The 12,069-nt window shown below is 63.9% G+C and carries 11 protein-coding genes; 9 read left to right on the top strand and 2 right to left on the bottom strand.

The genetic code is table 11. The features are described 5' to 3' along the window. Window positions 1–231 (top strand): hypothetical protein (locus PARJ55_RS24685; protein WP_028714620.1); only part of this gene is annotated, 231 nt, incomplete at its 5' end. Here PARJ55_RS24685 and PARJ55_RS0120180 read toward each other — a convergent pair. Together PARJ55_RS0120180 and PARJ55_RS22760 are read right to left on the bottom strand one after the other, a co-directional pair. Beyond that, window positions 218–1,246, bottom strand: a complete 1,029-nt coding sequence (locus tag PARJ55_RS0120180) for an IS110-like element ISPko7 family transposase (RefSeq protein ID WP_028714619.1) — start codon at window positions 1,244–1,246, stop codon at window positions 218–220. The genes PARJ55_RS24685 and PARJ55_RS0120180 overlap by 14 nt on opposite strands. A 110-nt stretch (window positions 1,247–1,356) precedes the next feature. Further along, a complete protein-coding gene (locus PARJ55_RS22760) occupies window positions 1,357–2,538 on the bottom strand; it encodes a CaiB/BaiF CoA-transferase family protein (protein WP_051416390.1) in 1,182 nt (393 codons plus the stop codon). A gap of 136 nt (window positions 2,539–2,674) precedes the next feature. On the opposite strand from PARJ55_RS22760, the gene PARJ55_RS22755 reads away from it, so the two are divergent. The 8 genes from PARJ55_RS22755 to PARJ55_RS0120140 all read left to right on the top strand — a co-directional run bounded on the left by PARJ55_RS22755 (window position 2,675) and on the right by PARJ55_RS0120140 (window position 11,800). Beyond that, window positions 2,675–3,679 (top strand): ketopantoate reductase family protein, encoded by a 1,005-nt coding sequence (locus PARJ55_RS22755; protein WP_051416389.1) that lies wholly within the window; start codon window positions 2,675–2,677, stop codon window positions 3,677–3,679. Next, the gene (locus PARJ55_RS0120165; protein ID WP_028714618.1) at window positions 3,676–4,830 is read left to right on the top strand and encodes a CaiB/BaiF CoA-transferase family protein; all 1,155 of its coding nucleotides are present in this window, start codon (window positions 3,676–3,678) and stop codon (window positions 4,828–4,830) included. The genes PARJ55_RS22755 and PARJ55_RS0120165 overlap by 4 nt, the downstream gene beginning before the upstream one ends. Continuing rightward, the gene (locus PARJ55_RS0120160; RefSeq protein WP_051416388.1) at window positions 4,827–5,954 is read left to right on the top strand and encodes a 2-methylaconitate cis-trans isomerase PrpF family protein; all 1,128 of its coding nucleotides are present in this window, start codon (window positions 4,827–4,829) and stop codon (window positions 5,952–5,954) included. The genes PARJ55_RS0120165 and PARJ55_RS0120160 overlap by 4 nt, the downstream gene beginning before the upstream one ends. A gap of 85 nt (window positions 5,955–6,039) precedes the next feature. Next, entirely contained in the window at window positions 6,040–6,954 is a 915-nt protein-coding gene (locus PARJ55_RS0120155) for an acyl-CoA thioesterase II (protein WP_028714616.1), read from the top strand. Window positions 6,955–6,980: 26 nt separating this feature from the next. Beyond that, complete coding sequence (locus PARJ55_RS0120150; RefSeq protein ID WP_028714615.1) at window positions 6,981–8,636, top strand: AMP-binding protein; 1,656 nt, start codon at window positions 6,981–6,983, stop codon at window positions 8,634–8,636. Then, window positions 8,633–10,345: an AMP-binding protein gene (locus PARJ55_RS22750; RefSeq protein WP_084637940.1), complete on the top strand. Its 1,713-nt coding sequence runs from the start codon at window positions 8,633–8,635 to the stop codon at window positions 10,343–10,345. The genes PARJ55_RS0120150 and PARJ55_RS22750 overlap by 4 nt, the downstream gene beginning before the upstream one ends. Window positions 10,346–10,450: 105 nt before the next feature. Continuing rightward, window positions 10,451–10,672 (top strand): ferredoxin, encoded by a 222-nt coding sequence (locus tag PARJ55_RS23675; protein WP_084637941.1) that lies wholly within the window; start codon window positions 10,451–10,453, stop codon window positions 10,670–10,672. A gap of 99 nt (window positions 10,673–10,771) precedes the next feature. Next, window positions 10,772–11,800, top strand: a complete 1,029-nt coding sequence (locus PARJ55_RS0120140) for an IS110 family transposase (protein ID WP_028710856.1) — start codon at window positions 10,772–10,774, stop codon at window positions 11,798–11,800. Window positions 11,801–12,069 lie beyond the last annotated feature (269 nt).

The following is a 12,069-nucleotide window of genomic DNA, read 5'->3' as shown; positions in this document are numbered from 1 at the left end:
TTTGGCGCGGTGTCGGGTGCTGACATGTATCCGGCCTCTGGTGCGGCCGTCGTCGTGCCGCGGGCCCGCATGGTGTTCGAAGATCGGATCCAGATCAAAGCCGCGTGCTCGTTGGCACTCTGTTGCACACTGGTTCTCCCGATCCTGTCTCACGACTATTGCGCCAAGCTGCTCCTTGCCCTCTTACGCTCCGACCTCCTCGCGACTGACGGACGGCTTACGCCGCCGTAGCCGGAGCCTTGTAGACGCCACCCCGGGCCATCAGAGCCCAGACGATCCGCGCCATCTTGTTCGCCAGCGCGACCCGCACCAGCATCGGCGGCTTGCGCGTCAGCATCCCGCCCAGCCAAGTTCCCGGCCGGGCCGCAGCATGGACATGGCGTTTGATGATGACGCTGTTGGCGCCAATGATCAGGAGGCGCCGCAAAGACCGTTCGCCCATCCTTGTCGTGGCCCCAAGGCGCTGCTTGCCGCCTGTGGAATGCTGACGGGGTGTGAGGCCGAGCCAAGCCGCAAAATCGCGCGCCTTGCGGAACGTCTCGGGGGGCGGAGCCAGGACTGCGATGGCCGTGGCAATCAGAGGACCTATCCCCGGGACTGTCATCAGCCGCCGCGCCACCTCATTGTCCTGGGCACACCGGGCGATCTCGGTATCGAGCTTGCTGATCTCCGCCTCGAGATGGGCGAGGGTCGCGACCAGCACCTTGAGCGTGGGGATGGCATCGGCAGGCAGACCGCCTTCCGGATCTTCCACAATGGCAATCAGCTTCGACACGTTAGCCGCGCCCTGCGGCACGATCTTTCCGAACTCGCCCAAATGCCCGCGCAGGGCATTGATGGCCTGGGTTCTCTGCCGGATCAGCAACTCGCGGATGCGAAAGACCATTGCAGCGCCCTGGGTCTCCTCGCTCTTCACCGGCACGAAGCGCATCGTCGGGCGCTGCGCCGCCTCGCAGATTGCTTCGGCATCGGCCATGTCATTCTTCTGGCGCTTCACGAATGGCTTCACGTAGGCGGGTGGGATCAGCCGCACCTCATGCCCGATCTTCCCGATCTCACGCCCCCAGAAATGGGCGCCGCCACAGGCTTCCATCGCGACAACGCAGGCCGGAAGCTGTCCGAAGAATGCCAGGACCTGGTCTCTTCTCAGCTTCTTGCGCAGCACCGCCCGGCCCGCAGCGTCGGCCCCGTGAACCTGAAACACATTCTTCGCCAAATCGAGTCCGACCGTGATAATCTCAGACATGACCGCTCTCCTTTGTGGATCATTGCAGACCCACCTTGGCACACAGAGGCCGTCGGGGGGCGGTCACAGCATCAGAGCCCAGCAAAACCAAAACGCAGTGCAGCGCTTCATTACCCGTCGTCCTTGGGCTGATGGGCGGTCTGGTCGGAGCCGCCTGCTGGGATTTCCTCGGCAAGCCCCCATTGCCGCAGAACCTGCACCGAGGGTTCAAGATGGCGGGCACGCGCCACCGCGGGCGTCCGGCTGAAATCCGGTCCAGCCTTGGGCATGATCCGCCCTTCAACCGTGGTGAAGGTGATTTCCCGGTTTTGCGGATGGGCCGGCGCAGAGTCGAAGTCCAGAACCGGGGTGACGCAAGCGTCGGTTCCCTCGAAAAGCGCCACCCAATGCTCTTGCGGTCGGGATGCGAAGATCGCTGTCAGTTCGGTTCTCAAGTCGGGCCAATGCTCGGGCTGCTGACGCTCGGGCGCATCCGGAATGCCCAGCCCCCGGCACAGGGCGCCAAAGAATTTCGGCTCCAACGCGCCCACGGCGATCATCCGCCCGTCAGCGCAGAAATAGCTGTCGTAGAAGGGCGCTCCGCCATCCGTCAGGTTGCACCCTCGGCCTCCGGCCCAATGGCCATCCTGGTGAAAGCCCCAGAAGGCGGTCGCCAGCAGCGCCGAGCCATGCAGCATGGCCGCATCGACCACCTGGCCCATCCCCGATGTCGCGCGCTCGTGAAAGGCCGCCAGCATTCCCACCGCAAGCAGCATCCCGCCACCCGCCATGTCGCCGGCAATCGCCAATGGCGGCGAGGGTGGACTATCCGGCCGACCGGTCGCCCCCAGAAGCCCCGACAGGCCGATGTAGTTGATGTCATGTCCAGCCGCCCGCGCCAGAGGTCCTTGGCGCCCCCATCCGGTGAGCCGGCCATAGACCAGCGCGGGATTGAGAGCACATGCCACGTCGGGGCCGAAGCCCAGACGCTCAGCCACGCCGGGCCGAAAGGCCTCGATCAGCCCGTCCGCACGGCGGATCAGACCCAGCATGGTCTCGCGCCCCGCGAGACTCTTCAGGTCAAGCCGCAAGGTTCCCTGGCGCCCGCGTCCAAGCGCAGGCCCCGGATCGGTGCCGCCAACCGCCGCGGGATCTGCCACGGGCCGCTCGATGCGCAGCACATCGGCCCCCAGATCCGCCAGTAGCATCGCCGCAAAGGGTGCGCCGCCGATACCCTCGACCTCCAAGATCTTTAGGCCCCGCAAGGGTCCGCGCTGTCTAAGATACTCTTCCGATGGCTCTCGCTGCGCCATGTCCCGACCTCCGTCCGTCAGGCGGGACCTTAACGATATGCAGGGCCACTGAACCAATACCGTTTTCCTTGGCTTTGAAGTTTTCGCTTAACCCGCATGGCGCTTTGCCTATCACTGGCGGCAAGGGAGACGAGCCATGAAGATATGCATTTTTGGCGGCGGAGCCATCGGAGGCCATATCGCCGCCCATCTCGCCCGAGAGGGTGCGGCCGAGGTCAGCGTCGTCGCTCGGGGCGCCACATTGCAGGCGATCCGTGAACACGGCATCATCGTCGAAACACCGACCGAGCGGTTTGCCCAGAAGGTCCGGGCGACCGACCACGCCGCAGAGCTTGGCCCGCAGGATTACGTCTTCCTGACCTTGAAGGCGCATCAGCTCGATGCCGCGCTGGACGATGTGGCGCATCTGATCGGGCCGGACACCGTGCTTTTGCCGCCGACCACCGGACTGCCGCATTACTTCTTCGGCACGGGCGAGGCCGCAAGGCTGATCGACCCCTCGGGCAGGCAAGCGGCGCTGATGCCCGACCGGCGCGTCCTGGGCGTGGTCTACTGGATCGGCGCGCACAGTTCCGCGCCAGGCGTCGTTTCCCAGGACGGCGCGAAAGCCGGCTGCCCCCTGGGCGAATTGGACGGCAGCGTCTCGCCCCGTGCCGCGGCCCTGGCCGAGCGGCTGACGGCGGCAGGGATCCCCTCGAAGGTCACGCCCAATGTGCAGGGTGCGATCTGGATGAAGTTCGTCAACAGCCTGTGCTGGAACCCGGTGGCCATCCTGACCCTGGCCCGGATCTGCGATATCGACCAGAGCGATTGCCGCGACCTGATCGCCGGGCTGATGGACGAGGCCGATGCGGGCGCCAAGGCCATCGGCATCGAAATCCCCCAGCTGCCCGAGCGGCGGATCGCGCTGACAGCGACGGCCGGCAGTCACAAGATGTCGATGCTTCAGGATCTGGAGCATGGCCGCATGCTGGAGCTGGATGTGCTGTGCCGTTCGATAGAAGCCGTGCAGCGGCTCAGCGGAATCGAGATGCCCCGGATGAATGCCGTGCTCGCGCTGGCGCGGCTTCGGGCCAGCCAGCACCATCAGATGATCGGCGGAAACCACCCGGCCGACCGTTCGCAAGGAGATCAACCATGACCCAGAAACCGACCGCGCCTCAGATTTTTCCGACCGGCCCGCTGGCCGGCCTGCGCGTCATCGAGGCCGCCGGCTATCTGGCCGGGCCGCTTTGCGCGCAGACGCTGGCCACGCTGGGGGCCGAAGTCATCAAGATCGAGCCGCCCGCCGGCGATGCCTACCGCAATGTCGGCCATGCGGTCGGCGGCACTGGCGTCATGTGGACCAACGCAAATACCGGCAAGAAATCGGTCGTCCTGGATCTGAAGACCCCCGAGGATCTTGCCCGGCTCAAGACGCTGATCGCCGGGGCCGATGTCTTCATCGAGACCTGGCGGCCCCGCGTTTCGGCGGCGCTCGGCCTCGGGTTCAACGAGACATCGAAGCTCAACCCCCGGCTCGTGCAACTGTCGCTGACCGGCTACGGCCCCGATGGCCCGCTGTCGGCGGAACCCGCCTATGACGCGATCATCCAGGGGCTGGTCGGATTGCTGGACTATGAGGCCGATGGCGGCAAGCCGCGCGCCACCAACCATTTCATCGCCGATAAGGTCAGCGCCATCTATGCCACCCAGATCATACTGGCGGCCATCCTGCAACGCGAACGCACCGGCCAAGGCGTGCATGTCGAGACTTCCATGCTCGACATGATCGCCAGCTATGCCTTCACCGACACGCTGCACAATCGCACCTATCTGGACGACACCGCCGATCAGACTATCCTCCCGCAGCCGGTGGTGGCGACCTCGGACGGCCATATCGTGCTGTCGCCGGTGACGGGAAAGCAGTTGGGCCGCACGCTGGAGGCCGTCGGGCATCCCGAATGGAAGGACGAACTGAAGGCGATCAAGGGCCGCCGGGCGATGACCGAGGCATTCTTCGCATGGATCGCCGAACCGATCTCGAAAAAACCCTCGGCCCATTGGCTGGCGGCGTTCCGCGAACTGGACGTGCCCGCCGGACCGATCCTCAGGCCCGAGGCGATGCTGGAGAACCCCCAGCTTTCCCACAACCGCTTTTTCGCCGAACTGGACAGCCCGGCCGGGCGGCTGCGGGCAACGCGCTATCCGGCGCGGTTCAACGGAACGCTTCTTGCGCCGCGCGTCGCGGCCCCGGCGCTTGGGTCCGATACCGCCGAGGTGCTGGCCAGCATGGAAAGCGACGAAGGATGAGCCTGCCCCAACGCAGCTATCCCGCCGTCTACATGCGCGGCGGCACCAGCCGCGCGCTGGTGTTCCACGCCCGCGACCTGCCGGCACCGGGCACGGGCAACGACCGCAGCGCCTGGAATGCCATCTTCACCGCGGCGCTTGGCAGCCCGGATGCAGAGATGCGCCAGCTTGACGGGATGGGCGGCGGTATTTCCTCGCTGTCCAAGGTCGCGGTGGTGGGGCCGCCCAGCCGTCCGGACGCGGATGTGGATTATACCTTCGCGCAGATCGGCATCGACCGCGCCACCGTGGGCTACAAGGGAAATTGCGGCAATATTTCCTCGGCCATCGGACCGTTCGCCGTGGACGAGGGGCTTGTGGCCCCGGATGGCGATGACGCTACGGTGCGGATCCACAACACCAATACCGGCAAGATCATCCGTGCGCGCTTCGCGCTGCAAGGCGGCAAGGCGGCGGTGCGCGGCGATCATGTGTTGCAAGGCGTCGCCGGACACGGGGCGCCCATCCGGCTGGATTTTCTCGATCCCGGTGGCGCGGCGACCGGCGCCCTGTTTCCCACCGGCCGATTGCGCGAAACCCTGGAAACCGCCCTTAAGGAGACCTGCGAGGTCAGCCTGATCGACCTAGCCAATCCGCTCGCCGTGATCGCGGCATCGGAACTGGGATTGCAGGGCGACGAAACACCCGAGGAACTGGCCGCCAACTTGTGGCTGATGCAGCGCCTGAAGACGCTCCGCCGCCGGGCGGCCATCGCCATGGGCCTTGCCCGCGACGAGGAGGAGGCGACGACCCTGATCGCCAACCTGCCGCTGATCGCCATCGTCTCGGATGGCTGCGGCAAGGCCGGATTGAGAGCGCGGATGATCTCGGCGGACCAGCCGCACAAGGCAACGCCGCTGACCGGGGCCATGGCGCTGGCGGCTGCGATGCGGATCGCGGGCACGGTCGCCGCCGATCACGCCCGCCCCGCCCAATCCGAGATCGTGACACTGGCCCATGCCGCGGGCAACATCGAACTGGCGGCCGAGGTCGAGGACCGCGGCCTCGCCAGCCACATCGCCTCGGTCGGGGTGATCCGGACCGCGCGCCGCCTGATGGCGGGCGAAGTCTTCGTGCCGTCCTGAACCCCATATCGACCGATATCCAAACAATATTCGACGATCCGGCATCGCGCTGCCTATCCTTGCACATGCTGAGCGGAGGACCGCAATGAGAGACCAACCCAATACGAATTTCGGGGTCGGCGACCTGATCGCCCTCGTCATTCCCGAACGGATCGGGGCGGGACGATTCCTAGCGGCCTCGCCCCTGGCAGGCACGCCCCGCGTCTTTGGCGGCCAGTATGTCGCGCAGGCGATCATGGCGGCGGCGCAGATGGTCGGGCCGGAACGGATCCTGCATCGGATCTCGGGCGATTTCATCCTGCCTGGCAGGATCGACGGCGCCCTCGACATCGACGTTACATCGCTGCATCAGGGGCGCAGCTTCACCCTCTGCCGCGTCGATTTCCGGCAGGACGACGGCCACCTGTTCACCGCCACGCTGTCCTTTCAGGCACCGCAGGAAGGAGACGCCCATCTGGGCGATGCCCCGCCCCTGCCCGACCCCTTGGGCTGGCCGACCGAAGAGGAATATCTGTCCGACATCGGCGCGGCACCGGACGACAGCCCGCAGATTTCACCCGGCTTCTTCGCGATGTTTTGCGAGCGGCGCAGCCGTTCCTGGCGCGACGAGACGGCCAATGTCCCCGGACCCGCGCGCGGCAGCTACTGGACGCGCTTGGCCGAGCCGCTTTCGGCCCATGCGGACCGTTTCGACCCGGCGCTTGAGGCGCCGCTTCACCAGGCGCTGATCGGGTATTTCTCGGATCTCGGCTTGCTGGCCACGGGCGCGCGTCCGCTCGGCTACGGGTCGCGCCATCCCGATACACGCTCGGCCTCGCTCAGCCACGCGATGCTGTTTCATGCGCCGCAACGGGCCGACGAATGGCATTTCAGCGCCATGACCGGACTGGGCGTCAATCGCAACCGCGCCAGCGCCATGGCCCGGATCTACGATCAGGACGGCAAGGCCGTCATCACCGCGATGCAGGAAGGCGTTATACGCCATCATTCGCACAACTGACGACATCGGCGCAGGGGAGGACAATCATGGGACAATGGGACGACAAGTTCATTCGCGCCGAACGGAAATGGCAAAGCTGGCGCATGCAGGAATACGCTCTGGCAGACCGGGTCATCCACCGCATTCTTGAAGACAAAGCCCGGCGCCACCAGAACCGCACGGCCCTGCGCTTCCGGCATTGCGACCTGACCTGGGGCGGGCTGAACGCCATGGTCAACCGCGCCGCGAACGGGCTGACGGCTCTGGGGATTAGGCCGGGAGAGAAGGTCGCGATGATGCTGCCCAACTGTCCGGAGTTTCTATATTTCTGGTTCGGATTGAACCGGATCGGGGCGGTCAACGTGCCGATCAACATCTCGCAGAGGGGTGAGGGCCTGGCCTGGCAGATCACCGATGCCGATTGCGTGGCGCTGATCGCGGATGCTGCCTACATCCCGCATGTCGAGGCCATCAGCGACCGCCTGCCAGCCTTGCGCAGCCTGATCGTCAGTGGTGCGGGCGGGGATCTGGTCACGGGATGGCCGGGCGTCGAAGTGCTGGGCACGGACGAATTGCTGGCCGCCCCGGACACCACCCCAGACATCGCCGCAAGTTACCGCGATCTTTCGACCATTCTCTATACCTCGGGGACCACGGGCCGGTCTAAGGGCGTGATGATCGGGCACAACTATTGGTATGAGGTCTGGGCGGGCTGCGTGCAGGGCTGTCGTTACACGGAAGACGATATTCTCTATACCGGCCTGCCGCTGTTTCACTCTTCCGCCACGGGCACCACGGTCGGCCCGGCGATCCTGGCCGATGCGCAGGCGGTTGTGGTCGAGCGGTTCTCGGCCAGCCGCATGATGGACGACTGCCGCCATTTCGGCGCGACCGAAGCGAAATATATCGGCGGCATCATCCCAATCATGCTCAAGCAGGCCGAACGGCCAGATGACGGCGACAACCCGTTGCGCCTTATGGTGGGCGCCGCCGCACCTGTCGAACTGTGGGACAGCTTTGAGCGCCGCTTCAACACCCGGCTGCTGGAAATGTATGGCATGACCGAATGCACGGCGGCGCTGATCAATCCATTCGACGCGCGCCGGCCCGGTTCTTGCGGCAAGCCCCTGCCGAACTGGGAGGTCCGCATCCTCGATGACGACGATTGCGAGGTTCCGCCCGGCACGGTCGGGGAAATCGTTACCCGGCCGCGCAATCCATGGCTGGGCACGTCGGGCTATTATGGCAAGCCCGAAGCCACCGCGGACCTGTTCCGCAATTTCTGGATCCATACCGGCGACATGGGCCGCATGGACGAGGATGGCTATTTCTATTTCGTCGACCGCAAGAAACAGGCCTTGCGAAGGCGCGGCGAGAATATCTCGTCCTTCGAGGTGGAATCCGTCATCAACGCCATGCCGCAGGTGCTGGAATCCTGCGTCGTCGGTGTTCCTGCCGAAATGGGTGAAGATGAGGTCAAGGCCGTCATCGTCCTGAAAGAGGGCGAAAGCCTGACCGCGGAAGCGGTCATCGACTGGTGCGTGCCCCGGATGGCCTATTTCTGCATTCCCCGCTACATTGCCTTTCGGGACTCGCTGCCCAAGACATCCAGCCATAGGATCGAAAAATATCGTCTCAAGGACGAGGGCGTGACCCCGGACTGCTGGGACCGCGAGGCGGCCGGCATCGTGTTGGCGCGATGAGCAGACTTGGGGATCAGCAGGACAAGTTCACCCGCGCCGAGCGGCGGTGGCAGGAATGGCAGCCCCGATCCTATGCGTTGGCCGATCGCTTCATCCCGAAAATGGTGGACGACGCCGCGCGGAAGGATACTGATCGCATCGCATTCGTCTTCGGCGAGGAGCAGGTCACCTTCGCTGCCCTGCAAGAGGGCATGAAACATGCCGCCGCCGGCTTTCAGGCCATGGGCGTCGGCGCGGGCGACCGGGTGGCGCTGATGCTGCCCAATTCGCGTGCCTTTCTGGAATGCTGGTTCGGTCTCAATCTGATCGGCGCCATATCGGTGCCGGTGAACACGGCGCAGATTGGCACTGGCCTTGCGCACCAGATCGGCCATGCCCGCTGTTCAGCCATTGTGATCGACCGTGCATTTCTTGCCCAGCTTCACGATATCGCCGAGCGTCTGCCGGAATTGCGCCACACGATCGTTCATGGTGGCGCAGCTCCGCCGGAGGGCATCGGCGAAACGCTGCCTTATAATCAGTTTATGAACCTGTCCCGTAAGATTTCCGCAATAACCCTAAGCCATCGCGCGATTTCAACCATCAGCTATACTTCCGGCACTACGGGATTGGCCAAGGGCGTCATGATCCGCCACAATTACTGGTATGAGATCTTCGCCTCGACGATACGCTTCGCCCGGCTGGTCGATATTGACCGGCATTATTGCGCCCTGCCGTTCTTTCATATGGCGGCGCATGGCATTACCGGCCCGACCCTGTTAAGCGGTGCCAGTGCGATCATTTCACGACGCTTCAGCGCCAGCCGCTTCATGCAGGACATTCGCGCCCATGGCTGCACCACGGCGAAATATGTGGGCAGCATCATTCCCTTCCTGATGAAGCAGCCGGAAAGCCCTGACGACGGCGACAATCCCCTGCGGCTGATGATCGGATCGGCCGCGCCTGCCAATCTTTTCGCGCCCTTTCAGGCCCGCTACAACACCCGTCTGCTGGAACTCTACGGCATGAGCGAATGCAATGCCTGCTTGGTCAATCCCCTTGACGATCGCCGTCCCGGCTCTTGCGGCAAGCCAAGCGACGGTTGGGATGTGCGCCTGGTCGATGAGCATGATCGCCCCGTGCAGCCCGGCATGACCGGCGAGATCGTCGCCCGTCCCTTGCGACCGTGGCTTGGCACCGCGGGCTATGATGGCGATCCCGAGGCCACGCTGGAACTGACCCGCAATTTCTGGATCCATACCGGCGACCTGGCCCGGCAGGACGAGGACGGCTATTTCTATTTCGTCGATCGCAAGAAGCAATCCATCAGGCGGCGCGGCGAAAACATATCCTCTTTCGAGATCGAGGCCGCCGTCAATAGTCACGAAGCCGTTCTGGAAAGCGCAGCCGTCGGCGTTCCCTCGCCCCATGGCGAGGATGAGATCAAGCTTGTCGTCAGGCTCCGCGAGGGCCATTCGCTTGATGCGCGACACCTCCTTGAATGGTGCCGAACGCGCCTACCGAAATTCGCCCTTCCGCGTTACATCGCATTCCGGCAGGAACTTCCAAAAACCGCCAGCCACCGAATAGAAAAGCTGCGGCTGAAAAGTGAGGGTATCACACACGATTGCGTCGATCTGGAACAGGATTACCATCATAGCGAAGCAGTCTCATCATATTCCAATTCCGTATTAGACTCGGACGCCCCCACCGCCTCTAATCGTGCTTAATCCACATACAATCCTTGGATCTGCATCCGACAACGCCTGATCAGGTCATTCTGCAGGCTTCAGCCATCCCTCTCCGAAAGGAGAGCAGCCATAATGAGGAAGAATATGGCCAAAGACACCAGAAAGATGGTCGTAAAGGTTAACCAGAATGTCTGTGTTGGCGGTGGCTTATGCGTATTGTCGGAACCTGAGGTTTTTGATCAGCGCGAAGAGGACGGGGTCGTCGCGTTGCGGACTGCATATCCTGATCCATCCCAATATGATGCGGTTCTGAGTGCAATCCGAAAATGCCCCTCCCGCGCAATTTCGGTGGAATACGAAGACTGAGCATCCAAGCTGCACCATCCGGCTCTGATGCTGTAACCGCCCCCCGACGGCATCGACGTGCCAAGGTGGGATCGCAACAATCCGTATTGGGAGGCGGTCATGTCGGAGATTATCACGGTCGGACTGGATCTGGCGAAGAATGTGTTCCAGGTCCACGGTGCTGACAGCAAAGGCAGTGCTGTCTTACGCAAGAAGCTCAGACGGGCTCAGGTGTTTGAGTTCTTCGCCAAGTTGCCGCCCTGCCTGGTGGCGATGGAGGCCTGCGGTGGCGCGCATTTCTGGGGTCGGGAGCTGGCCAAGCTCGGCCACGACATCAAGCTCATCCCGCCCGCCTATGTGAAGCCCTTCATCAAGCGGCAAAAAAATGATGCGGCGGATGCCGAGGCGATCTGCGAGGCGGCGCAAAGACCGAACATGCGCTTTGTTCCCGTGAAGAGCGAGGAAACGCAAGGAGCGGCCAGCGTCTTCCGCGTCCGGGAGTTGCTCATCCGGCAGCGTACCCAGGCCATCAACGCGCTCCGCGGACATCTCACCGAGTATGGCTGGGTGGTGCCACAGGGTGCGACGAATGCCCGGCGCCTGGTTGCCCTCGTCGCGGATGAAGAATCGGGCCTGCCCGCCACGGCGCGGGCATCCCTGACGGTCCTGACTGAAACGCTTGTCCAGCTCGACGGTCAGATCGAGACCTTGGATGCCGAGATCGACCGGCGCGCCAAGACCGATGAAGTCGCCCGGCGCCTAATGACGATCCCGGGCATCGGCCCGTTGATCGCCACGGCCATCGCCACACTGGCTCCGCCGCTGGAAGCGTTCCGGAAGGGCCGAGACTTCGCGGCATGGCTTGGGCTCACGCCCAGGCAGCATTCGACGGGCGGAAAGCAACGGCTGGGAGCCACGACGAAGATGGGTGAGCGTTCCCTACGCCGGTTGCTGATCATCGGCGCCAACAGTGTCATCATCAAGCGCCATAGTCATGCGTCAGCGCGCGCCGGCACCTGGCTGGCAAGGATGCTGGAGCGCAAGCCGCCGATGCTGGTGCGCGTGGCCTTGGCCAACAAGATGGCGCGGATCGTCTGGGCGTTGATGAAGAGCGGAGAGGTCTACCGGGCTCCGGCCATGGCGGCGTAAAGTCCGTCAGCGGTCGCGAGGTCGTCGGAGCGGAGGAGGGCTGAGAGCAACTTGGCGCAACGGTCGCAAGACAAGGTCGGAAAACCAGAGCGCAACAGAGTGCCATCGAGCACGCGGCTTTGATTTGGTTCCGACCCGCGAACACCATGCGGGCCCGCGGCATGACTATGGCCGCATCACGAGGCCGGATACATGTCAGCACCCGACACCGCGCCAAATTGCTCCAAAACCCTCTTGCGCAAGGGGCGGTTATACATGTTGCACAAATC

The organism is Paracoccus sp. J55, from assembly GCF_000513975.1.
Classification (GTDB): Bacteria; Pseudomonadota; Alphaproteobacteria; order Rhodobacterales; family Rhodobacteraceae; genus Paracoccus.
This window is presented reverse-complemented; position numbering and strand designations above follow the sequence as displayed.

Bases quoted from the DNA above. Each gene is read 5' to 3' on its own strand.
- PARJ55_RS0120180 (WP_028714619.1), bottom strand. From the start codon at position 1,246: ATGTCTGAGATTATCACGGTCGGACTCGATTTGGCGAAGAATGTGTTT.
- PARJ55_RS22760 (WP_051416390.1), bottom strand. From the start codon at position 2,538: ATGGCGCAGCGAGAGCCATCGGAAGAGTATCTTAGACAGCGCGGACCC.
- PARJ55_RS22755 (WP_051416389.1), top strand. From the start codon at position 2,675: ATGAAGATATGCATTTTTGGCGGCGGAGCCATCGGAGGCCATATCGCC.
- PARJ55_RS0120165 (WP_028714618.1), top strand. From the start codon at position 3,676: ATGACCCAGAAACCGACCGCGCCTCAGATTTTTCCGACCGGCCCGCTG.
- PARJ55_RS0120160 (WP_051416388.1), top strand. From the start codon at position 4,827: ATGAGCCTGCCCCAACGCAGCTATCCCGCCGTCTACATGCGCGGCGGC.
- PARJ55_RS0120155 (WP_028714616.1), top strand. From the start codon at position 6,040: ATGAGAGACCAACCCAATACGAATTTCGGGGTCGGCGACCTGATCGCC.
- PARJ55_RS0120150 (WP_028714615.1), top strand. From the start codon at position 6,981: ATGGGACAATGGGACGACAAGTTCATTCGCGCCGAACGGAAATGGCAA.
- PARJ55_RS22750 (WP_084637940.1), top strand. From the start codon at position 8,633: ATGAGCAGACTTGGGGATCAGCAGGACAAGTTCACCCGCGCCGAGCGG.
- PARJ55_RS23675 (WP_084637941.1), top strand. From the start codon at position 10,451: ATGGCCAAAGACACCAGAAAGATGGTCGTAAAGGTTAACCAGAATGTC.
- PARJ55_RS0120140 (WP_028710856.1), top strand. From the start codon at position 10,772: ATGTCGGAGATTATCACGGTCGGACTGGATCTGGCGAAGAATGTGTTC.